Genomic DNA, 21,095 nt, shown 5'->3' with positions numbered 1-21,095 from the left:
GCCGGCTCGGCGCGATCATAGGAGCAAAATTTCGCATCTCCGGGACACGCCACTACGCTCACTCGGGATAAAGCCGCCCTCCCAGCGTGGCACTGGCCTTGCGCAGCGCGGGCAGGAAGGCGTCGCGGAACTCGACGAAGCTCATGCGCTCGGCACGCACCGCGATGCTCATGGCGGCCACCATCGCGCCGCTGCGGTCGTGCACCGGCACGGCCATGGAGCGCACGCCCAGTTCCAGTTCGCCATCGTTGCTCGCATAGCCCTCTTCGCGGCAGCGCGCGACCAGCGCCAGCACCGGCTTCGCCTCGTACACGGTATGGGCGGTGAGCGCATGGCGCGGCATGGCGCGCACCCGGCGCTCGGCCTCCGCGGGCGGCAGGCTGGCGAGCAGCACCCGCCCGAGCGCCGAGCAGTAGGCCGGCAGGCGCGAGCCGATGCCCAGCCCGACGCTGAGGCTGCGCCGCGCGGTGGAGCGCGCGATGATGATCGCGTCGTCGCCCAGCAGCTTGCCCAGCGACGCCGATTCGCGCGTGCGCTCCGACAGCGCGTCGAGCAGCGGCTGCGCCAGCGAGGGCGTGGCGCGCGAGGCCAGGTAGGCATGCGCGACCAGCAGCGCCTTGGGCAGCATCCAGAAGCGCTTGCCGTCGCTGTCCAGGTAGCCGAGCGCATGCAGGGTCAGCAGCGAACGCCGCGCCGAGGCCGGTGAAGAGGCCGTGAGGCGCGCCACCTCCGACACCGTGAGCCGGCTGTGCTGGCGGCCGAAGCAGGTCAGCACGTCCAGGCCCTTCTGCAGCGAGGCCACGAAATTCCTGTCGTGGGCCGCCTCTTCTCCAGGCAAATGGACTTCGTTTTTGCGCATTGCGCAAATCTAGCTTGTTCGTGGGGTCTGTGCACCGGACACTGCCCGTACCCCTCGATGAACGTCCTCCACGGAGACAAGACAAGATGCTGATGACCCCTGTGCGGCGCCTGTGCGCCGCCTGCCTCGCTGCCGTCTGCCTGCTCGGCAGCGCCGCGGCGCAGAACCCGCAGTCCCTGAAGATCGTCGTGCCCTACCCGGCCGGCGGCACCGCCGACATCCTGCCGCGCGTGGTGGCCGAGAAGCTGCGCCCGCTGTTTCCCGGTGGGGTGGTGATCGACAACCGCACCGGCGCGGGCGGCAACATCGGCGCCGAAGTCGTGTTCCGCGCCGAGCCCGACGGCAACACGCTGATGGCCTCCCCGCCCGGACCGATCGCGATCAACCAGCATCTCTACAAGAAGCTGGGCTTCGATCCGGCGAAGTGGGTGCCCGTCACCGTGCTCGCCACCGTGCCCAACGTGCTGGTGGTGAACCCGAAGCTGCCGGTGAAGAACGTGCAGGAGTTCATCGCCTACGCGAAGGCCAACCCCGGCAAGCTCAGCTACGGCTCGCAGGGCAACGGCACCACCTCGCACCTGACGGCCAGCCTGTTCATGCAGCTCACGGGCACGGAGATGGTCCATGTCCCCTACAAGGGCACAGCCCCCGCGCTGGTGGACCTGGTCGGCGGCCAGATCGACGTGTTCTTCGACAACATCAGTTCCTCGCTGCCCTTCCACCAGGCCGGCAAGCTGCGCATCCTGGGCGTGGCCGACGAGCAGCGCTCGCGCGCCTTGCCCGACGTGCCCACCTTCGCCGAACAGAAGCTGCCGGCCATGAACGCGGTGACATGGTTCGCGGTGGTGGCGCCACCCGGCACGCCGGCCGCCAAGGTCGCCTCCACGCAGAAGGCGATCGCCGATGCGCTCGCGCACCCCGACGTCAAGCAGAAGTTCGCCGAGCAGGGCGCCGAGCCGCGCGGCTGGGACAGCGCGCGCAGCGGCCAGTTCATCCAGGCCGAGTCCGCCAAGTGGGACAAGGTCATCAAGAGCGCCAAGGTCAGCCTCGATTGACGACAGCACCATGCACGACATCGCACCCCAACCGATCCACTGGTCCGGCCCCGGCCTGACGCGCATTCCCTTCGGGCTCTACAACGACGCGCAGACGGCCGCCGAGGAGCAGGCCCGCATCTTCCGCGGCGCGGTCTGGAACTACCTGTGCCTGGAGGCCGAGCTGCCCGATGCAGGCAGCTACCGCACCACCTTTGCCGGCGAGACGCCGGTCGTGGTGGTGCGCGACGAGGACGGCGAGATCTACGCCTTCGAGAACCGCTGCGCGCACCGCGGCGCATTGATCGCGCTGGAGAAATCGGGCCGCGCCGACAGCTTCCAGTGCGTCTATCACGCCTGGAGCTACAGCCGCCAGGGCGACCTGACCGGCGTCGCCTTCGAGAAGGGCGTCAAGGGCCAGGGCGGCATGCCGCCTTCCTTCTGCAAGGAGGCGCATGGGCCGCGCAAGCTGCGTATCGCGACCTTCTGCGGCCTCGTCTTCGGCAGCTTCAGCGAGGACGTACCCGGCATCGAGGAGTATCTGGGCGAGGAGATCTGCGAGCGCATCGAGCGCGTGCTGCACAAGCCGGTGGAAGTCATCGGCCGCTTCACCCAGGCGCTGCCCAACAACTGGAAGCTCTACGTCGAGAACGTCAAGGACAGCTACCACGCGAGCCTGCTGCACCTGTTCTTCACCACCTTCGAGCTGAACCGCCTGTCGCAGAAGGGCGGCGTGATCGTGGACGAGAGCGGCGGCCACCACGTGAGCTACTCGATGATCGATCCGGCCGCGGAGAAGGACGCCTCGTACAAGGAGCAGGCCCTGCGCTCCGACAACGACCGCTACCGCCTCAAGGACCCGAGCCTGCTGGCCGGCTTCCAGGAATACGGCGACGGCGTGACGCTGCAGATCCTCTCGGTCTTCCCGGGCTTCGTGCTGCAGCAGATCCAGAACTGCCTGGCGGTGCGCCAGGTGCTGCCCAAGGGCACCCTGCGCACGGAGCTCAACTGGACCTACCTGGGCTATGCGGACGACACGCCCGAGCAGCGCCGGGTGCGGCTCAAGCAGTCGAACCTGATCGGGCCGGCCGGATTCATCTCGATGGAGGACGGCGCGGTGGGCGGCTTCGTGCAGCGCGGCATCGCCGGCGCGCACGACCACGAGGCGGTGGTCGAAATGGGCGGCGACGCCACCGAATCCAGCGAAGGGCGCGCCACCGAGGCGTCGGTGCGCGGCTTCTGGAAGGCCTACCGCCAGCACATGGGCGCCTGAACGCCAACGACACGAGACACCACGATGATCGACCTGCTGGCGCTGTGCGCCTTCAACGCGGCCTATGCCCATGCCATCGACAGCGATGCGCTGGAGCAGTGGCCCGACTTCTTTACCGACGACTGCCATTACCGCATCACCCACGTCGAGAACGAGCGCGAGGGCCTGCCCTCCGGCATCATCTATGCCGACTCGCGCGCGATGCTGGAGGACCGCATCGCGGCCCTGCGCGAGGCCAACATCTACGAGCGGCAGCGCTACCGGCACCTGCTGGGCATCCCGCTGCTCGAGCAGGCGAGCGCCGACGGCGCCGAGGCGCGCACGCCCTTCCTGGTGGCGCGCATCATGGCCACCGGCCAGACCGAGGTCTTCGCCACCGGCGTGTACCGGGATCGCTTCGTGCAGCAGGACGGCCGGCTGCGGCTGCAATCGCGGGTGGCGGTGTGCGACAGCACCGTGACCGACACGCTGCTGGCGCTGCCGCTGTGAGCGCCACCCGGCCGCCAGAAGGCGCTCGTACCGCAGCCGCAGGGGAAGGTACTCCAGTGAGTGAATCGGGCGCCATCGCGCGCCGCCTGGCGCTCGCCGTCGGCGATCCCAATGGCATCGGGCCGGAGATCGCGCTGAAGGCACTGGCCGCGCTGCCGGCGGCGTCGCGCGAGCGCTTCGCGCTCTTCGGCCCGCGTGCCGTCATCGAGCGTAATGCGGCGCAGCTCGGGCTGGGCACACTGCTGCAGGACTTGCGCCTCGTCGAGGCCGGCGCGCTTCCCGACAGCGCCGCGCAGCCCGGCCGCATCGACGCGGCCGCCGGCGCCTCGGCCGTGGCCTCGGCGACCGCGGCCATCGAGGCCTGCCGCCGTGGCGAGGCCGATGCAGTGGTGGCCTGCCCGCACCACGAGACCGCGATCCACCAGGCCGGCATCGCCTTCAGCGGCTACCCCTCGCTGCTGGCGCGCGTCTGCGGCGAGCCCGAGGACCGCGTGTTCCTGATGCTGGTCGGCGGCGGCCTGCGCATCGTGCATGCGACCCTGCACGAGAGCGTGCCGCATGCCCTGTCGCGCCTGCGGCCCGAGCTGGTCGCGGCCGCGGTGCGCGCCGGCACACGGGCCTGCGCGCTGCTGGGCATCGCCGATCCGCGCATCGGCGTGTTCGGCATCAATCCGCATGCTTCCGAGGGCGGGCTGTTCGGCCCCGAGGACGCAGCCCATGTCGAGCCGGCCGTGCGGGCGCTGCGCGCCGAGGGTTGGCGCATCGACGGTCCGCAGGGCGCGGACACCCTGCTCGCGCAGCGCGGGCACGACCTGTATGTCGCCATGCTGCACGACCAGGGCCACATCCCCGTCAAGCTGCTGGCGCCGAACGCGGCCAGTGCGCTCTCCATCGGCGCCGAGGTGCTGCTGTCCAGCGTGGGCCACGGCAGCGCGATGGACATCGCGGGGCGGGGCATCGCCGACCCGGGCGCAGTGCTGCGCACCCTTCATTTGCTGTCGGGCATGAGCCCCCGCCCGGCCGCAGTGCGAAGCCCGCAGGTTTCGCAATGAACCCCGGAGAACATCCCGTCATGAACCATCGCATCGCCATCGCCGGAAGCGAGATCGCCTTCGACTGCGCCGAGGACCAGAGCGTGCTCGACGCCGCGCTGCGCGCCGGCATCGAGCTTCCCTATTCCTGCCGCAAGGGCGTGTGCGGCAACTGCGCCGGGGGCATCGCGCAAGGCGAGGTCGAGGGCGTCGGCGGCGCCGCCGTCCGCAACGAGAGCTGCACACCGGAGCAGGTGCTCTACTGCATGTGCACGCCACGCACCGACCTGCAGATCCGGCCCGTCACCTGGCAGCGCGTCGACCCGGGCGCGCGCAAGCGCTTCACCGCCAAGGTGTTCCGCAACCAGCGCGCGGCGCCCGACGTGTCGGTGCTGCAACTGCGCCTGCCGGCGGGACAGCGCGCGAAGTTCCATGCGGGCCAGTACCTGCAACTCGCGTTGGAGGACGGCAGCACGCGCTGCTACTCGATGGCCAATGCGCCGCACGAGAGCGACGCGCTGACCCTGCACATCCGCCATGTGCCCGGCGGCGCCTTCAGTGCGCGCGTGCCTTCGCTGCAGCAGGGAGACCTGCTCGACGTCGAGCTGCCTCACGGCGCGGTGACGCTGGCGGCGGATTCGCCGCAGCCCATCGTCTTCGTGGCGGGCGGCACGGGCTTCGCGCCCATCCAGTCCATCCTCGACGACATGGCCAAGCGCCGCATCAAGCGGCCGATCACGCTGATCTGGGGTGCACGCCGCGCCGACGGGATCTACCTGCGGTCGGCGGTGGCGAAGTGGCAGCGCAAGTGGCCCGGCACCTTTCGCTTCGTGGCGGCACTGAGCGAAGACGCGGGCGGAAGCGAGGATGCTTTCGCGGGACGCGTGGACGAGGCGCTGCAAGCGCACTGCCCCGACCTCGCGGGCCACACGCTCTACGCCTGCGGCTCGCCGGGCATGGTGCAGGCGGTGCGCGAGCTCGCCCTGCGCCAGTTGGGGCTGGCCGCCGCGGACTTTCACGCCGATGTGTTCGTCGACGGGCCTGCGCTCAGTGCCGCGGAGGCCGTGGCGGCCTGAAGACCGCAGCATCGTCGTAGAACTGGGGCGCCTCGTTGGCCGGCCACCAGCCCGGCACGCCCAGCACGGGCAGCGGTGCAAAGGGCTTGCCGGCGAGATGCCCGGGTTCCAGGGCGGCCGCGATGGCCGCATCGTCGATCGCGATCGCCCGGGCAGCGCCCGGTGCCCACAGCACATGCGCCGTGAGCGCCTTGCGCGGCGCCACGAGCTTTTCGAGCAACGCATGGCCGAAGACGAGCAGGCGGGCCTCGCGCCACAGCGCGCGTTCCCGCACGAAGAGGCGCTCCCAGTCGCGCGCCAGCAGCGCCGCCCACAACGCCGCGGGCGAATCGAGCACCGCTCCGTTCTCGTCGAAGAGCGTCAGCGCATCGCGCAGGGGCCCGCGCGTGGCACCGATGCCGGCGCGCGCAATCTCGTCCGCCTGCAATTCGTTGAGGCGCCGCTTGGCGCGCGGAAAATGCAGCCAGGCCAAGCCATTGAAAAAGTCATGCAGGTTGTCGCGCGTGGGTACGGCGCCGGTCTGCGCAATGAAGGCCTCATAGGCCCGTCCAGCCTCCAGCCGATGGTGAGGGACAAAGACGCGGCCTGCCACGCATGCACGCGCATCGAGCGCTTGTGCGACTGTCCCGCCCCGCAGGACCGAAGACAGCACGCCGGGCCCCGTGCCGCGCAGTGGCGCGAACCAGGGTGCCGTCAAGTCGACGGCACGGAACGCCTCCATCCCTAAGTGCCCGGTGCCTGCAGCCAGCGCACCTTGTTGGGCTTGTCGGCTGGAAGAAGCTCGAAATGCGCCGCGTGCTTCTTGAGCAGCTTCATCGGCTTCGTCTGCGCGGCCTCCGCCAAGGGCTGCAGATGCTCGATGACGCGGTTCAATGCAAGCGCCTCGCCGCTTCGAAGCTCGGGCGCGGCGACCAGAATATCCCGCACGCCGGAAGGCTCGCGCACTTCGGCGGGCGGCGCCGGTGACTTCGCTGCCTTCTTCGCGGCGGCCTTCTTGGCCGCGGGCTTCGGGGCGGCTTTCTTGGTCGCCGCCTTCTTCGCGGCCGTCTTCTTCGCGGCCGGCTTGGCAGGGATGGCTTCGACCACGCTGTCCGTCTTGGTCGGCGCCTTGCCGAGAAGGAAGCACTGGTCGTAGGCGGCCTTCACCTCATCGTGCAACTTGTTGGCGAGCGAGAAGCAGATGACCCGGATCCCGCGCTCGCGCAGCCGCACCGCGAGCGGAAAGAAATCCAGGTCGCCCGAGCCGATCGCCACGAGCGACGGCATCCGCTCGCAGGCCAGTTCCATGGCGCCGACGACCAGGGCTGCGTCCGTGGTGTTCTTGGACAGCGGAAAGGTCTGGCAGGGCTGGATCGCCAGTTCGCCGATCACCGCAGCCAACCCCTTGAGGTTCTCCGCGCTGCCGTAGGCACGGCGAATCGCAACCGGGCCGGTCAGCGCCGTCAGTTGCTCGAAGGCCTGGCGGATGGCGTTGGCATCGCTCAGATTGTCGGCGTCGATCAGGAAAACCGCGGGGCCGTTCATGGCTCAGCCCTCGACGACACGCCAGCCGACCTGCTCGCCGCCGCGCAGCGGCTTGAGCGTGGCCTCGCCATAGGGCACGGTCTCGGGCACGCTCCAGCGCTCGCGCTGGAGCGTGACGGTGTCGCTGTTGCGCTGCAGGCCGTAGAAGTCGGCGCCGTGGAAGCTGGCAAAGCCTTCCAGCTTGTCCAGCGCGCCGGCCTGGTCGAAGGCCTCGGCATAGAGCTCCAGTGCCGTGAGCGCGGTGTAGCAGCCGGCACAGCCCAGCGCATGCTCCTTCAGGTGGGCCGGATGCGGCGCGCTGTCGGTGCCGAGGAAGAAGCGCGGGTTGCCGCTGGTGGCCGCCTCGACCAGCGCGACGCGGTGCGTCTCGCGCTTGAGCACCGGCAGGCAGTAGTAGTGCGGCCGGATGCCGCCGGTGAAGATGGCATTGCGGTTGTAGAGAAGGTGGTGCGCGGTGATGGTGGCGCCGGTGAAGCGGTCCGCGTCGCGCACGTAGTGGGCGCCTTCCTTCGTGGTCAGATGCTCGAACACCACCTTGAGCTCGGGGAAGTCGCGCCGCAGCGGGATCATCACGCGGTCGATGAAGACGGCTTCGCGGTCGAACAGGTCCACCGCCGGGTCGGTGACCTCGCCATGCACCAGCAGCAGCAGGCCGTGCTTCTGCATGGCCTCCAGCGTGGGGTAGGTCTTGCGGATGTCGGTCACGCCGGCATCGCTGTTGGTGGTGGCGCCGGCCGGGTAGAGCTTGAGCGCGCACACATCGGCCGCGGCGGCGCGGGCGATCTCCTCGGGCGGCAGGTTGTCGGTGAGGTACATCGACATCACCGGCTCGAAGCTCAGGTCCTCGGGCACGGCGGCGCGGATGCGGTCACGGTAGGCCCGTGCCTGCTCGGCCGTGGTCACGGGCGGGCGCAGGTTGGGCATGATCAGCGCGCGGCCGAACTGGCGGGCGGAATGCGGCACCACGGCTTCGAGCGCGGCGCCGTCGCGCACGTGCAGGTGCCAGTCGTCGGGGCGGGTGAGGGTGAGGGTGTCGGCGGAGCGGGTCATGGGGGGATTGTCCCATTTGGCACAATCCGACCGCTCCCTTATCGGGCAAGGATCAGCGACGCAACTTGGGTATGCTGCGCAGCAAGACACACAAGCACGAGCGGCAAGCTTCGACCCATGCAGAGAACACAGCCGGCCCCGTTCCCTCCAACCAAGACCATCGCGCGCGGCGCGGCGGCCCAGCTGCGAATCCACAGGAGTCGCGAGTGAGCGAGACCTACCCTTTCGCGCGCTTCTGGCGCTGTGCACTTCAGGTAAATCCAGCCGGCTACCTCGCCAACCACCGCGGCGGCGATCACGGCCTGTCTGAAGCTTCCTACAACCAAGCTTTGCTGGAGCAATGCCAGAAGCAGGACATTCGAGTCGTGGGCATGGCCGACCATGGCAGCGTCGCCAGCATCGACGCAACAAGGAAAGTACTCGAGCCCGCGGGCATCGTCGTCTTCCCTGGCTTCGAGATCGCGTCAAATGACAAGACGCATTTCGTGTGCCTCTTCGCCGAGGACACTACGAGCCAGATGTTGGAGCGATACCTTGGGCACCTCCAATTGCTGAGTCCCGAAAATGGCGTGCGTCCCTCGCGATTGAGTTCTGTGCATTTGATCGAGCAGGTGGTCGATCAGCTCGGGGGCTTTATCTATGCGGCCCATTGCACGGAAGATCGTGGCCTGCTGAAACAGCGGTTGAGCCACGTTTGGCAGCTTTCCAGGCTTCGTGCCGCACAGATCCCCGGCAGCATTGAAGACCTCAAGGGCATCGAGGATGATTTCTATCGGCGCGTCTTCCTGAACAAGGACAAGGCTTACGAGCGAGAGCATCCGATGGCAGCGATCAATGCCAAGGATGTTGCCAAGCCCTCCGATCTGGAGCACCCTGGCGCCACCTGCTGGATCAAGATGACTCAGCCGACTTTCTCGGCTTTCAAAGTGGCGTTCCTCGATCCCGAGTCACGCGTGCGATTGAACTCCGAGCGTCCGGAGGACAAGCCCAGCGCCGTTCACAGCGTAAGAGTCAGTGGCGGATATCTCGATGGCATGAATGCGGTGCTGTCCGGCCATCTCGACACGGTCATCGGTGGCCGCGGCACGGGCAAGTCGACCTTGATCGAATGCCTGCGATTCGTGCTCGACATGGCGCCCAAGGGGACTCAGGCACGAAAGCAGCACGCCGAGATCATCAAGGAAAACCTGGGCAGGGAAATGGGGCGGGTCGAAGTTCATCTCACGTCGTTCACGCAGCACGGCAGGCGCTACACGGTGACGCGCCGCTTCGGAGAGGCACCCATCGTTCGTGATGCGGAAGGCCAGGTATCAACCCTGAATCCGCGCGACCTGCTGCCCGAACTGGATATTTATGGCCAGAACGAAATCTACGAATTGGCGCAGGACGAGAGCAGCCGCCTACGCTTGCTGGAGCGATTTCTGCCGCATGACCAGGACGGTCGAGCGCAGTCGGACCAAGTGCAGAAACGCCTGCGAGAAAACGCCGACAAACTGACCAAGGCCTTCGACGACGCGGACACGCTGTACGAGCAAGTCAACCGCCTGCCCAAGCTGCAGGAGCAGTTGCAGAGCTACGAGGCGCTCGGTCTCAAGGACAAGCTCGCACGCGTGCCACTCCTTGAAAGGGAGCGGCAAATCGATACTCGCGCCCAGGAAGAGCTGAAGGGCCTGCAAACGGCGCTGACCAGTCTGCAGGATGCGCTTCCCGATACGACCTTCATAAGCGACAAGGCACTTGAAGGTCTGCCCCATGCTGCAAAGCTGGCCGCTACGCGCGTCGTTCTGGATGGACTCCGCGATTCGATGATGGCTCTGCTGAGGCAAGGGCAAGGCGTGCTGGACAAGGCCACAGATCAGATGCGGGTGACCCGTCAAGCATGGCAGTCCGCCCAGTCTTCGGCACAAGCCGAGATCGACGGTGCCTTGCGCAGCCTTCCCTCCGCGGCCGGGAGAACCGGCCAGCAGATCGGCGTCGAATATCAGAAGCTTCAGCAGGAAATTGAGCGCATCCGCCCGCTCCGGGCCAGGGTGTCGACCTTTGCGCAGTTGATCGAAACCTTGGAGCAAGAGCGCAGGAACCTGCTGGCTGAACTCTCCGATCATCGGCATGCCCGACTACAGGCACTGCAAAGCGCGGCCAAGAAGCTGAACCGACGGCTCGATGGACGGCTGCGCGTGCACATTCAACCTGAGGGCGACCGGCGACCCCTGAGGAATTTCCTGCTGGACTGCAAGCTGGAGGGCGTCGGGGAGAGACGGTTGGCATGGATCGACGAGCGACGCTCGTTCTCGACCATAGAGCTGGCCAAGAGCATTCGTGAAGGCAAGGGAGATCTTGGAGCGGACTGGGGCCTGACGCCGATGGTGGCGGATGCACTAAGCAAGCTGCCCAGGGCCAAGTTGATGGCGCTGGAGTCGCTTGAGCTAGAGCACCGCGTCGGCATCGAGTTGAACGTCGCCCAGGGGGATGCGCCTCCGAACTACAAGCCGCTGGATAGACTCTCCACGGGCCAGCAATGCACGGCCATCCTTCATCTGCTGCTGCTGGACAACCCAGACCCCTTGGTGATGGACCAGCCCGAGGACAACCTGGACAACGCCTTCATCGCTGATCGCATCGTGCGGGAACTGCGTAAGGCCAAGACTCACCGGCAGTTCATCTTCGCCACGCACAACGCCAATATTCCGGTGTTCGGTGATGCGGAATGGATCGGCGTGTTCAGCGCCACGGAGTCGCATGGCAGCCTCGGCGCCGAAGCTCAAGGCTCCATCGATGTGCCGGCAATCCGGGACAGCGTGGCCACGATCCTCGAAGGTGGTCGTGATGCCTTCATGCAGCGCAAGGCCAAATACGAGTTTTAACGCGAATGCTCAAACAAATCAGGAGAGGCCATGCTCAAGAGTGATCTGCTGCAACTCGTTGCCAACGGCGAGAACTCGGGCGCCGAGTTCAAGCGCGACGACCTGCGCCCCGAACAACTGGCCAAGGAGATCGTCGCACTTGCCAACCTGAAGGGCGGCATGATCCTTCTGGGCGTGGAAGACGATGGAAGCATCAGCGGCATCCAGCGCGACGATCTGGAGCGGTGGGTCATGGACACTGTCTTCGGGCGCTATGTGCACCCGATGATTCTTCCTTACTACGAAGTGGTGGCGCTCGATGACGGAAAGCGCGTTGCGGTCATCACGCTGACCGAGGGCACTGCCAAGCCCTATACGGTCCGCCACAACGACCGTGAAGAGGTATTCGTTCGCGTAGGCAGTACGTCACGCCGGGCAACCCGGGAACAACTCGCGCGGTTGTTCGAGAGTGGTGGTATGTTGCATGCTGAACTGCTGCCGGTATCCGGCTCGGCTCTGGTCGACCTGGACCGAAACCGACTGGAGGATTACCTCGTGCGTGTGGTCGGCGATCCCGCATCGCCACCTGACGACGACGCTTGGCATCAGCGACTCATCGGGCTTGGGTTCATGGTCGCGCGCAACGATGGTCCGCCGGTGTGCTCGATCGCTGGGATGGTGCTCTTCGGCCATAGCCCGCGGCAGAAGGTCCGATACGCAGGCGTCCGCTGGATGTCGTTCTCCGGTATCGATATGACGTATCAGGCACAGGACGACGGCGTGATCGACGGGCCGCTCGTTGCGTTGTGGACAGGCGATCATAGCCAACCGCCGGTCGATGCGGGTCTACTGGAACGCTTGTCGGATCGCATGCAGCCGTTCATCACGCTCAAGGCGGAAGAACTCCAGGATGGTCTGCGCCGAGAGGTGGGGAATCGGTTTGCGCCGGAAGCCGTGCGCGAGGCCGTCTTGAACGCCCTCGTGCACCGAGACTGGACACGCCCGGTAGAAGTCGAGGTCGTGAACTATGCCGATCGGCTGGACATCAAGAGCCCGGGGTCATTGCAGAACTCGATGACGGTCGAAAAGATGTTGGCTGGTCAGCGTTCTGCTCGAAACCCAGTGGTGATGGAGGTCATGCGCGACTACGGCTACGTGGAGCAACGCGGCATGGGCGTTCGCCGAAAGATAGTTCCATTGACCCGTGATTTCTCCGGCCGCGACGCGGCGTTTGATGTCACGGATGACTTCGTCCAAGTATCTCTGCCGGCCGTCCGGCAAGGCGGAGCAGCCCCATCGTGATTCGTACAAGGGAGCGAGCGACATGGCCTATCTCAAGGAACTCAAGGTCACCTTCACAAGACGACGCGTCGATGACGATCTGCTCAACACACCCATCGACAACCCGCGTCAAGTCTACGAGTTGTTCAAGGACATGCAGGACGAAACCAAGGAGAAGGTCGTCGTCCTTCACTTGAATCCGCAACTGGAGGTGCTGTCGTACGAGGTGGCATCGATCGGGACGGGCACCAGCGCGCTCATCGAGCCGATCGAGGTGTTCCGCAACGCGATCCTCGCGCGGGCCTCGAACATCATCGTGGTCCACAACCATCCCTCGGGAAACTGCACGCCCTCCGTGCAGGACATCGAGATTGCCGAGCGGATGCATGCGCTCGGGGAGCTTCACAACCTGATGCTGCAGGACTTCATCATCATCGGCGAAGGCGAGTTCTACAGCTTCAGAGAACGCTTGCATATCTGACCCTTCCCACCGCGCACCTCCGCCCGTGTCCATCTCGAATCTTCTTCTCCGCTTCGGCATCGCCTACCTGCTGCTCCTACTCGCAGCAGGCGCGCTGCTCACCGCGATCGGCGTGCAGAACAACGCGGGCGTCAACGTCGCGGCGCTGCTGGGTGCGGTGATGTGGTCCTGCCTCGGTTTTGCGCGCAGGAACGGCCGCTACTTCTCCCGCCCGGAAAAGCGCCGCGCCGTGCTGGGCATGCTGGCGGTCGATCTCGGCATCCAGGCGCTGTTCTCGCTCGTCGCGTCGGCCAGCCAGGGCGAGATCCCCGTCGCCGCGCTGGCCCTGGCCCTGCTGGTCATCGGGGCGCTGCACGCGCTGGTGATCTACGTCTTCGTCGGCCTGGCGGGCCGGCAGTTCGCGCGGTCGCAGCCGCGCGCCTAGGGGCCTAGGCGCCGCGCCCGAGCTTGAACACGCTCACCACCTGAGACAGGCCACCGGCCTGCTCCTGCATCGACTGGGCGGCCGCCGAGGCCTGCTCCACCAGCGCGGCGTTCTGCTGCGTCACCTGGTCCATCTGCGCGATGGCCTGGTTGACCTGCTCGATGCCGGCGGTCTGCTCCTGGCTGGCGGCGGTGATCTCGCCCATGATGTCGGTCACGCGCTGGACGCTGGCGACGATCTCCTGCATGGTCTTGCCAGCCTCGCCGACCAGGGCCGTGCCCGCGTCCACCTTGCCGACGGAGTCGTCGATCAGGCCCTTGATCTCCTTGGCGGCCGCGCCCGAGCGCTGCGCCAGGTTGCGCACCTCCGAGGCCACCACCGCGAAGCCGCGGCCCTGCTCGCCGGCGCGCGCGGCTTCCACCGCCGCATTCAACGCCAGGATGTTGGTCTGGAAGGCAATGCCGTCGATGACGCCGATGATGTCGACGATCTTCTTGGAGGAGGCGTGGATCGAGGCCATGGTGTCCACCACCTGGCTCACGACCTCGCCGCCCTTGACCGCGACGCCGGAGGCCGAGATCGCCAGCTGGTTGGCCTGCCGCGCGTTCTCGGCGTTCTGCTTGACGGTGGAGGTCAGCTGCTCCATCGAGGCCGCGGTTTCCTCCAGCGAGCTGGCCTGCTCCTCGGTGCGCGAGGACAGGTTCTGGTTGCCGGCCGAGATCTGGCCCGAGGCGGTGGCGATGGTGTCGGTGCCGCTGCGCACCTCGCCGACCACCTTGGCCAGGCTGTCGTTCATGTCGCGCAGCGCGGTCATCAGCAGGCCGGTCTCGTCGCGGGTGCTGGCCGTCACGCGGCTGCTCAGGTCGCCCGAGGCGACGGTCTGGGCCACATGCACCGCCTCGTTGAGCGGGCGGGTGATGGAGCGGGTCAGCAGGACGGCGGTGACCGCGCCGGCCAGCAGGGACAGGCCGCTGATCAGCATGATCACCCACTTCGCACTGCCGTAGGTGGCCTGCGCGGCGGCGACGCTCTGCTCGGAACCTGCCTTCAGCATCTTCTCGAAGGCCTCCACGTGGGCGATCACCCGGGTCAGCAGCGGCATGCACTCCTGCGTCAGTGCCTTGACCGCCTCCTCGGTCCTGGCCGAGGTGGCGAGCGACACGACCTTGCCGGCGATCGGCAGGTATTTCGCCTCGAGCTCCCTCAGCTGTTCGAGCATGCGGCGCTCGCCGGCCGTGGCGGCGGCCGGATCTTTCATGATGCCCGCCAGCCGCTCCATGCCCTTGTCGATCTCGGCCTGGGAGGACTTGACCAGGTCCAGGTCGCTCTTCTGGAGCGCCGGGTCGGCGACCAGCGCAAGGTTGCGCGCGGCGATGGCCCGCTTGCCGATGGCGAACTGGACGTTGGTGAGTTCGTTGAGCTTGCCTGCGCCGATCTCGTTCGTGATGCGGATCTGGTCCGAAAGCCCTGCCATCTGGTTCAGGCCGATGGCGGCGATGGCCATCTGCAAGAGCAGCAGGATGGCGAAACCCAGGCCCAGGCGGGCGCTGATCTTCCAGTTCTTCATTGCGTGGAGTCCCTTGAAAAGCAATAGTCCGCCGCACTCGTGGTGCGGGTGGACCATTCTTTTCGGGGGCGACACCGAAGCAAACGGGCGATCAGAGGCCCGAAACGCCCTCAACTCCGGGACTCAGGTTCCCGAGGCTTCCAGCGTGATGTTGTGGGCACGGATGACCTTGCCCCAGCTGGCGCGGTCGCGCTCGATGTACTTGTCCAGCTCGGCCTCGCCGCGCGGCGGCTGCGCCAGCAGCGACTGCGCCTCCAGCTGGCTGCGGAAGGCGGGTACGGCCATCACCTTCGCCAGCGCCGCCTGCAGGCGCTGCGCCACCGGCGCCGGCGTGGCGGCCGGCACCGCGACGCCGAACCAGGTGGCCGCGTGGAAGCCGGGCGCGCCCGACTCGGCCACGGTGGGCACCTCGGGCAACGACTTCAGGCGCTCGCTGCCGGTGACGGCCAGCGCGCGCAGCTTGCCGGCGCGGATGTGCGGCAGCGAGGTGGCGGCCACGTCGACCATCAGCTGCGTGTCGTTGGCCAGCAGCGCGGCCAGCGCGGGTGCGCTGCCGTTGTAGGGCACGTGGGTCGCCTCGAACTGCAACTCACCCTTGAGCATCTCGGTGGCCAGCTGCAGCGGGTTGCCCAGGCCGACGGAGCTGTAGTTGAGGCGTCCGGCATTGGCCTTGGCATAGGCAGTGAAATCCTTGAGGTTCTGCGCCGCCACCTTGTCGTTGCTCACCACCACCAGCGGCGCCTCGGCCACCACCGCGAGCACACGGTAGTCCTTCTGCGGCACGTAGCTCATCTTCTTGTAGAGCAGCGGGTTGAGCACCATGCTGGCGCTGCTGCCCAGCAGCAGGGTGTAGCCGTCCGCGGGCGCGCGCGCCACGGCGCTTGCGGCAATCATGGTGTTGGCGCCCGGCTTGTTCTCGACCACGACCTGCTGGCCGACTTCCTTGCCCAGCTCGGCGGCAAGCGCGCGGCCCAGGATGTCGGCGGAGCCGCCGGGCGTGTAGGGCACGACCAGCTTCAGGGGTCGATCGGGGTAGTCCGCGTGCGCCAGGCCGGCGGTACAGGCGAGAGAAAGGGCGATGGCGCCCAGCAGTTGCTTCATGGTGATGTCTCCGTTCGTATTAGTGATCAGACGCGGCGGGCCTGGCCTTGCCAGTGCTGCTCGCGCAAGCGGCGCTTGGCGATCTTTCCGTTGTCGTCGCGCGGCAGCGGCGCGATCTCGATGCTGCGCGGCACCTTGAAGGAAGACAGGCCGCCCTGCAGCCATTCGCGCAGCGAGGCCGGCTGCAGCGCCGTGCCTGCAGCAGCCTCGACCACCGCGTGCAGGCGCTCGCCGTACTCGGCATCGGGCACACCGAAGACCGCGCAATCGGCCACGCCGGGGAACGCGAGCAACCGGTGCTCGATCTCGGCGGGGTAGATGTTGACGCCACCCGAGATCACCATGTCCGAGGCCCGGTCGCACACGTAGAGATAGCCGTCGGCATCGAGATAACCCATATCGCCGAGGCTGACGAGGCCGTCGCGCTCGACGGCTTGGCGCGCCTCGTCGTTGTGGCGGTAGGTGAAATCGGGATACGCGGGCTGCCGCACGTAGATCAGCCCGACCTCGCCGGTGGGCAGCGCCCTGCCTTCCTCGTCGAGGATGCGAACCTGCGCATCGAGCAGCGGCTGGCCCGCGCTGCCGGGCCGCGCCAGCGCCTCGACGGCGCTGATGGCGGTGACCATGCCCGCCTCGCTGGAGGCATAGGTCTCGTGGATCACCGGGCCGAACCACTCGATCATCGCGCGCTTGACCTCGGGCGCGCAGGGTGCGCCGGTGGAGGCCACGAAGCGCAGCGTGGAGATGTCGTAGCGCTGCCGCACCGCCTCCGGCAGCCGCAAGAGGCGCACATACATGATCGGCACCAGGTACACCACCTCGATGCGATGCCGCTCGATCGCGGCGAGCAGCGCCTCGGCGTCGAAGCGCGCCATCAGCACCAGGCGCTCGGCGACGAGCAGCGCGTTCTGCAGGAACACGCTGGGCGCGCTGTGGTAGAGCGGCGCCGGCAGCAGCGCGCGGCAGCCCGGCGTAAGGCCGAAGCTCAGCGCGACCAGCTGCCGGATGTGCGCCTGCCGCGCCTGGAGCTCGGCCACCGGGATCGGTGCGCGCACCACGCCCTTGGGGCGGCCGGTGGTGCCGGAGGTGTAGGCCATGTGCGCGCGCGGCGAGACGACCGGCCCGTCGTAGGGCGGCTGCGCGGCCAGCCAGGGCTCATAGGCCAGCGCCTGCGGCAACCGGGTCTGGCCGACCGCCAGCACGGCCATCTCCCCGGGCAGCGCAGCCGCCACCGCATCCAGCAGTTCGCCTTGGGCGAGCAGCGCCTTGGCGCCACTGTCGCGCAGCAGGAAGGCGACCTCCTCCGCCGTGAAATGCCAGTTGACCGGGCAGTAGGCGATGCCGGCCTGGCGGCAGGCGTGGACCACGTCGATGTAGGCCGCGTCGTTGCGCAGCAGCACGGCGACCACGTCGCCTTCCTGCAGGCCCAGGCGCCGCAGGCCGCCGGCCAGGCGCGCGCCGCGCGCGGCCTGCGTGGCCGCATCGATGACGCGGCCCTCGAGATGGACGTCGCAAACGCTCATTCCGCGCCCCGCTGTGCCTTGTCCGCCGCGTTGAGGGCCTGGATGCGCTCGCGCGCGGCCTGCCAGTCGGCATCGCCCCAGTCCTGGTACTGCGTGAAGTAGGCACCGTTGGCCAGCGCATCGCCGCCGTCCAGCGTGATCGTCTGGCCATTGATCCAGCTGCTCTCGCGCGCCAGCAGGAAGGCCGCGAGCCGGCCCAGGTCCTCGCCGGTGCCCAGGCGGCGCGTCGGGTTCTCTCGCCCGCGCTGGTCCTGCTGGTTGTCCTCGCCGGGGCGCAGGCGGCCGGTGGCCCCCGCGGTCGGGATCACGCCCGGCGCGATCGCGTTGAGCCGGATGCCCTTGGGGCCCCACTCCACCGCCAGCGACTTGGTCATCACGTCGATGCCGGCCTTCGACATCGCCGAGGGCACGACGAAGGGCGAGCCGGTCGTGACCCAGGTGACGACGATGGACAGCACGCTGCCGCCGCGCCCGCCCGCGATCCAGCGCTTGCCCGCGGCCTGCGTCGCATAGAAGGTGCCGCGGAACACGATGTCGGAAATCGCGTGGAAGCCGTTGGGCGAGAGATCCTCGGTGCGGCTGATGAAGTTGCCGGCGGCGTTGTTGACCAGCGCATCGAGCGGGCCGTGCTGCGTCCAGATGCGCTCCATCATCTCGTCCACCGCCTGCGGCGAGCGGATGTCCAGCGCATGGGTGCCGACGGTGGCGCCGAAGCCCCCGCGCAGTTGTTCGGCCGCCTCGTCGAGCACGCCGGCGCGCCGGCCGCACAGGTGAATTTCGGCGCCCAGCGCAGCCAGCTGCTTCGCCATCTCGAAGCCGAGCCCGGTGCCGCCGCCGGTCACGAGCACGCGCTGGCCCGCGAACAGGTTGTCCTTGAACATGGTTGTCTCCTTTCGGGGGGATGGACTGACTTTATCGTCGCCCCGGATCCATACAATCCGTCTCTCAAGACTCAGTCTGTTTCCGTTGGGTTGACAATTCCATGGACCTGAACCTGGTTCGCACGCTGGTGGAGATCGTGGACGCCGGCAACCTCAGCGAAGCCGCGCGCCGCCGCAACGTGACGCGCTCGCAGATCAGCAAGGAACTCAAGGGCCTGGAGCGCCAGGTCGGCGCCACCCTGCTTCGCCGCACCACGCGCCGGCTCGCACCCACCGATGCCGGCCGCGAGCTCTACGAGCACGGGCTGCGCATGCTGGCCGAGGTGGACGCGGCGCGCGCCGCCATCGACAGCCTGGGCCGCACGGTGCGCGGCCACGTGCGCCTCAGCATCCCGAGCGGGCTGGGCGAGTTCTACCTGGGCGAGAAGCTGCTGACCTTCCAGCAGGCCCATCCCGACATCTCGCTGCGCGTGCTGTTCGCCAACCGCGTGGTGGACCTGATCGCCGCGGAGATCGACGTGGCCGTGCGCATCACCTCCTACCCGCCGCCGGAGCAGGTGGCACGCGAGCTGTGCCCGATCAACTGGGGCCTGTATGCCGCGCCGGCGTACCTCGACGCGCGATCCGCCATCGCTGTGCCCGAGGACCTGGAGACGCATCGCATGCTTTGCACGCCTGGCCCCGAGCGCCTCTTCCGGCTGGTGCTGCAGCAGGCGGCACAGCGGCGCGAACTGCGGCTGCCGCCGCATCTGCAGAGCGAGCACTTCCCTTTCCTGCGAAGCGCGATGCTGGCCGGCGCTGGCATCGCGCTCCTGCCGGACTACGCGATGACGGAAGATCGGCGCACCGGCCGCGCGCGGCGCGTGCTGCCGGACTGGCAGGCGCAGGGGCTGGGCAATGCGCTCTACATCCTGACGATGCAGGACCGGCATCCGTCGCATGCGGTGCGGGTGTTGACGGACTACCTGCGGGACACACTGCGCCCCCTGGGCGAGACTAACTTGGCGCCCTAGCAGACATGCTGTTGGAACCACTCAGCACATCCCCTCGCCGGGATGCCATGTGTCTGCGCCTCAAGAAAAATAGCTGTGTAAACACCTTGGGGTGTCAGAGACGCATCAGTCTGGAGGTTCAGTATGAGGAATTTCGCCGTTGTCTTCGCCACCTGCTCCGCGCTGCTCGGCACAGCGGGCGCCCAAGAGTTCTGCCAAGTCGGAACGGAGAAGTGGGTCGCGGGCTGCGAAGCGCGATGTACGGCGAGTTGGGGTGGCAGTGACTGTCCGCGCTCGTGCACAGCGACGGCACCAGTCGGCCACGTCATCATGAATCACCGAGTGCACCAGCACAGCGTCAATAACGGTGGCGGGGATGCTTCGAGAATCGCTGCCGGCCAGACGTTCGACTATCGGCGCCGCGTGGAACTCGCTTACAGCAACGCTCTGGATATGGCCGGCAAAGCGAACAACAAGGCGGCCGAAACGAGAATCAAGGAAGACATGCGGCAGGCCATTGCTGAAGCGGAAAACTTCAGCTCGTCTCATCAAATGGTGAGGCTGCAGGTTTCAGCTTCGAAGCACGGAAGTCAGTTCGACAGGAAAAGAGGATGGAGTCACATGTCCGTCGAACTTCTGGCTCGTTGCGTCACGCCACCAAATCTGGAGCAACAGCTCTACAGGCGATACGCGCTGCAGTAGCTAGCGGAGATTGGTCGGGTCGGTCTTCACATCGCCACCTCTCGCCCGCTCCAGGATGAAATCGATGAACGTCCGCGTGGCCCGCGTGTGCTGCCGGTTCGGCATGTACAGCATGAACATCTGCGTCCCGAAGATGCTGAGTCGCCAGTCGTCCAGCGTGGTCAGCACCGCGCCGCGGCGGACGTCCTCCTGCACCACGTAGTCGGGCACCAGCCCGATGCCCAGCCCCGCCAGGATGGCCTGGCGCAGGAACAGGAAGTTCTCGGAGACCAGCGTGGGCTCGAGCACCACCTCGCGCCGCTCCTCGCCCTGGTAGGCGGCCACGCGCAGCTGGCGGCCGATCACCGCGGCCGTGACCATGGGCGCGCCCTGCAGGTCGTCGAGCTGCGTGGGCAGGCCGTGCGCCTGCGCGTAGGCGCGAGAGGCGCAGGCCACGTAGCGCACCGGCCCGAGGTCGCGCGCCACCAGGTTCTGCGGCGGCTCGGGGATGACGCGGACCGCGATGTCGACCTCGTCGCGCAGCAGGTCCTCGATGCGGTTCTCGAACAGCACGTCCAGCACGATGCCCGGGTAGAGCCGCTTGAATTCGATCAGCCAGTCCGACATGACCAGCTGGCCATAGCCGCTGGGCACCGACAAGCGCACGCGGCCCACCAACCCCTGCCCCAGCGACGAGGCCGATTCGCGCGCGGCCTGCAACTCGTTCTGGATGGCCAGGCCGTGCTGGTAGAGGCGCTGGCCGATCTCGGTGGCCTCGGCGCGGCGGGTGGTCCGGCGCACCAGCTGGGCACCGACCGAGCGCTCCAGCTGGTTCAGGTGGTAGCTCACGTTGGCGCGGCTCATCTTGAGCCGGCGCGCGGCCTCGCTCAGGTTGCCGGCATCGAGGATTTCCACCAGCAGAGTCAGCGATTGCAAGTCCATCGGTGACGATTGTGTCAAAAATTCTTTGACAGTCTGTCAACCG

General features: G+C 67.4%; 20 protein-coding genes. 11 read left to right on the top strand and 9 right to left on the bottom strand.

The window, feature by feature from the left end; translation table 11 throughout:
• Nucleotides 1-58: 58 nt before the first annotated feature.
• A complete protein-coding gene (locus A8M77_RS25335) occupies nucleotides 59-859 on the bottom strand; it encodes an IclR family transcriptional regulator domain-containing protein (protein ID WP_086924283.1) in 801 nt (266 codons plus the stop codon).
• 92 nt (nucleotides 860-951) lie between these two features.
• Here A8M77_RS25335 and A8M77_RS25330 point away from each other — a divergent pair, with 92 nt between their 5' ends.
• From A8M77_RS25330 to A8M77_RS25310, 5 genes are read left to right on the top strand one after another with little or no spacing between them, the layout of a single operon-like run.
• Nucleotides 952-1,914 (top strand): Bug family tripartite tricarboxylate transporter substrate binding protein, encoded by a 963-nt coding sequence (locus A8M77_RS25330; protein ID WP_443272468.1) that lies wholly within the window; start codon nucleotides 952-954, stop codon nucleotides 1,912-1,914.
• Between the two features lie 10 nt (nucleotides 1,915-1,924).
• Entirely contained in the window at nucleotides 1,925-3,166 is a 1,242-nt protein-coding gene (locus tag A8M77_RS25325; RefSeq protein ID WP_086924281.1) for an aromatic ring-hydroxylating dioxygenase subunit alpha, read from the top strand.
• 24 nt (nucleotides 3,167-3,190) lie between these two features.
• On the top strand, nucleotides 3,191-3,655 hold the full coding sequence (locus A8M77_RS25320; protein ID WP_086924280.1) for an aromatic-ring-hydroxylating dioxygenase subunit beta: 465 nt from the start codon (nucleotides 3,191-3,193) through the stop codon (nucleotides 3,653-3,655).
• A gap of 56 nt (nucleotides 3,656-3,711) precedes the next feature.
• Nucleotides 3,712-4,707: a PdxA family dehydrogenase gene (locus tag A8M77_RS25315; protein WP_238136965.1), complete on the top strand. Its 996-nt coding sequence runs from the start codon at nucleotides 3,712-3,714 to the stop codon at nucleotides 4,705-4,707.
• A 20-nt stretch (nucleotides 4,708-4,727) separates the two neighbouring features.
• On the top strand, nucleotides 4,728-5,762 hold the full coding sequence (locus tag A8M77_RS25310) for a 2Fe-2S iron-sulfur cluster-binding protein (RefSeq protein WP_086924279.1): 1,035 nt from the start codon (nucleotides 4,728-4,730) through the stop codon (nucleotides 5,760-5,762).
• On the opposite strand, the gene A8M77_RS25305 is transcribed toward A8M77_RS25310, so the two are convergent.
• Genes A8M77_RS25305 through pyrC form a run of 3 tightly spaced genes read right to left on the bottom strand, consistent with a single transcriptional unit; the run spans nucleotide 5,734 to nucleotide 8,336 of the window.
• Entirely contained in the window at nucleotides 5,734-6,483 is a 750-nt protein-coding gene (locus A8M77_RS25305; protein ID WP_086924278.1) for a DUF3025 domain-containing protein, read from the bottom strand. The genes A8M77_RS25310 and A8M77_RS25305 overlap by 29 nt on opposite strands.
• 2 nt (nucleotides 6,484-6,485) lie before the next feature.
• Nucleotides 6,486-7,286, bottom strand: coding sequence for an NYN domain-containing protein (locus A8M77_RS25300; RefSeq protein ID WP_086924277.1), 801 nt, complete (start codon nucleotides 7,284-7,286; stop codon nucleotides 6,486-6,488).
• 3 nt (nucleotides 7,287-7,289) lie between these two features.
• The gene (pyrC, locus tag A8M77_RS25295) at nucleotides 7,290-8,336 is read right to left on the bottom strand and encodes a dihydroorotase (RefSeq protein ID WP_086924276.1); all 1,047 of its coding nucleotides are present in this window, start codon (nucleotides 8,334-8,336) and stop codon (nucleotides 7,290-7,292) included.
• Between the two features lie 206 nt (nucleotides 8,337-8,542).
• Here pyrC and A8M77_RS25290 point away from each other — a divergent pair, with 206 nt between their 5' ends.
• From A8M77_RS25290 to A8M77_RS25275, 4 genes are read left to right on the top strand one after another with little or no spacing between them, the layout of a single operon-like run.
• A complete protein-coding gene (locus A8M77_RS25290; protein ID WP_086924275.1) occupies nucleotides 8,543-11,200 on the top strand; it encodes a TrlF family AAA-like ATPase in 2,658 nt (885 codons plus the stop codon).
• Nucleotides 11,201-11,230: 30 nt separating this feature from the next.
• Nucleotides 11,231-12,481, top strand: a complete 1,251-nt coding sequence (locus tag A8M77_RS25285) for an RNA-binding domain-containing protein (protein WP_086924274.1) — start codon at nucleotides 11,231-11,233, stop codon at nucleotides 12,479-12,481.
• Between the two features lie 22 nt (nucleotides 12,482-12,503).
• Nucleotides 12,504-12,941 (top strand): JAB domain-containing protein, encoded by a 438-nt coding sequence (locus A8M77_RS25280; protein WP_158100993.1) that lies wholly within the window; start codon nucleotides 12,504-12,506, stop codon nucleotides 12,939-12,941.
• 25 nt (nucleotides 12,942-12,966) lie between these two features.
• Nucleotides 12,967-13,365, top strand: a complete 399-nt coding sequence (locus tag A8M77_RS25275) for an ABZJ_00895 family protein (protein ID WP_086924272.1) — start codon at nucleotides 12,967-12,969, stop codon at nucleotides 13,363-13,365.
• 4 nt (nucleotides 13,366-13,369) lie between these two features.
• On the opposite strand, the gene A8M77_RS25270 is transcribed toward A8M77_RS25275, so the two are convergent.
• The 4 genes from A8M77_RS25270 to A8M77_RS25255 all read right to left on the bottom strand — a co-directional run bounded on the left by A8M77_RS25270 (nucleotide 13,370) and on the right by A8M77_RS25255 (nucleotide 18,437).
• Nucleotides 13,370-14,932: a methyl-accepting chemotaxis protein gene (locus A8M77_RS25270; protein WP_086924271.1), complete on the bottom strand. Its 1,563-nt coding sequence runs from the start codon at nucleotides 14,930-14,932 to the stop codon at nucleotides 13,370-13,372.
• A 123-nt stretch (nucleotides 14,933-15,055) separates the two neighbouring features.
• The gene (locus A8M77_RS25265; RefSeq protein ID WP_086924270.1) at nucleotides 15,056-16,033 is read right to left on the bottom strand and encodes a Bug family tripartite tricarboxylate transporter substrate binding protein; all 978 of its coding nucleotides are present in this window, start codon (nucleotides 16,031-16,033) and stop codon (nucleotides 15,056-15,058) included.
• 26 nt (nucleotides 16,034-16,059) lie between these two features.
• Nucleotides 16,060-17,556, bottom strand: a complete 1,497-nt coding sequence (locus tag A8M77_RS25260; protein WP_086924269.1) for an AMP-binding protein — start codon at nucleotides 17,554-17,556, stop codon at nucleotides 16,060-16,062.
• Entirely contained in the window at nucleotides 17,553-18,437 is an 885-nt protein-coding gene (locus A8M77_RS25255) for an SDR family oxidoreductase (protein WP_086924268.1), read from the bottom strand. The genes A8M77_RS25260 and A8M77_RS25255 overlap by 4 nt, the downstream gene beginning before the upstream one ends.
• Nucleotides 18,438-18,538: 101 nt before the next feature.
• Between A8M77_RS25255 and A8M77_RS25250 the strand changes: the two genes are divergently transcribed.
• Together A8M77_RS25250 and A8M77_RS25245 are read left to right on the top strand one after the other, a co-directional pair.
• Entirely contained in the window at nucleotides 18,539-19,450 is a 912-nt protein-coding gene (locus A8M77_RS25250; RefSeq protein ID WP_086924267.1) for a LysR family transcriptional regulator, read from the top strand.
• Between the two features lie 321 nt (nucleotides 19,451-19,771).
• The gene (locus tag A8M77_RS25245) at nucleotides 19,772-20,131 is read left to right on the top strand and encodes a hypothetical protein (protein WP_086924266.1); all 360 of its coding nucleotides are present in this window, start codon (nucleotides 19,772-19,774) and stop codon (nucleotides 20,129-20,131) included.
• Here the strand turns inward: A8M77_RS25245 and A8M77_RS25240 are convergent, their stop codons facing one another.
• A complete protein-coding gene (locus tag A8M77_RS25240; protein WP_086924265.1) occupies nucleotides 20,132-21,052 on the bottom strand; it encodes a LysR family transcriptional regulator in 921 nt (306 codons plus the stop codon).
• Nucleotides 21,053-21,095 lie beyond the last annotated feature (43 nt).

The organism is Variovorax sp. JS1663 (assembly GCF_002157355.1).
Taxonomy (GTDB): Bacteria; Pseudomonadota; Gammaproteobacteria; order Burkholderiales; family Burkholderiaceae_C; genus Variovorax.
Note: the sequence above shows the minus strand (reverse complement) of the source record. Positions and strands in the feature narration are given on the sequence as shown.

Bases quoted from the DNA above. Each gene is read 5' to 3' on its own strand.
- A8M77_RS25335 (WP_086924283.1), bottom strand. From the start codon at position 859: ATGCGCAAAAACGAAGTCCATTTGCCTGGAGAAGAGGCGGCCCACGAC.
- A8M77_RS25330 (WP_443272468.1), top strand. From the start codon at position 952: ATGACCCCTGTGCGGCGCCTGTGCGCCGCCTGCCTCGCTGCCGTCTGC.
- A8M77_RS25325 (WP_086924281.1), top strand. From the start codon at position 1,925: ATGCACGACATCGCACCCCAACCGATCCACTGGTCCGGCCCCGGCCTG.
- A8M77_RS25320 (WP_086924280.1), top strand. From the start codon at position 3,191: ATGATCGACCTGCTGGCGCTGTGCGCCTTCAACGCGGCCTATGCCCAT.
- A8M77_RS25310 (WP_086924279.1), top strand. From the start codon at position 4,728: ATGAACCATCGCATCGCCATCGCCGGAAGCGAGATCGCCTTCGACTGC.
- A8M77_RS25305 (WP_086924278.1), bottom strand. From the start codon at position 6,483: ATGGAGGCGTTCCGTGCCGTCGACTTGACGGCACCCTGGTTCGCGCCA.
- A8M77_RS25300 (WP_086924277.1), bottom strand. From the start codon at position 7,286: ATGAACGGCCCCGCGGTTTTCCTGATCGACGCCGACAATCTGAGCGAT.
- pyrC (WP_086924276.1), bottom strand. From the start codon at position 8,336: ATGACCCGCTCCGCCGACACCCTCACCCTCACCCGCCCCGACGACTGG.
- A8M77_RS25285 (WP_086924274.1), top strand. From the start codon at position 11,231: ATGCTCAAGAGTGATCTGCTGCAACTCGTTGCCAACGGCGAGAACTCG.
- A8M77_RS25280 (WP_158100993.1), top strand. From the start codon at position 12,504: ATGGCCTATCTCAAGGAACTCAAGGTCACCTTCACAAGACGACGCGTC.
- A8M77_RS25270 (WP_086924271.1), bottom strand. From the start codon at position 14,932: ATGAAGAACTGGAAGATCAGCGCCCGCCTGGGCCTGGGTTTCGCCATC.
- A8M77_RS25265 (WP_086924270.1), bottom strand. From the start codon at position 16,033: ATGAAGCAACTGCTGGGCGCCATCGCCCTTTCTCTCGCCTGTACCGCC.
- A8M77_RS25260 (WP_086924269.1), bottom strand. From the start codon at position 17,556: ATGAGCGTTTGCGACGTCCATCTCGAGGGCCGCGTCATCGATGCGGCC.
- A8M77_RS25255 (WP_086924268.1), bottom strand. From the start codon at position 18,437: ATGTTCAAGGACAACCTGTTCGCGGGCCAGCGCGTGCTCGTGACCGGC.
- A8M77_RS25250 (WP_086924267.1), top strand. From the start codon at position 18,539: ATGGACCTGAACCTGGTTCGCACGCTGGTGGAGATCGTGGACGCCGGC.
- A8M77_RS25240 (WP_086924265.1), bottom strand. From the start codon at position 21,052: ATGGACTTGCAATCGCTGACTCTGCTGGTGGAAATCCTCGATGCCGGC.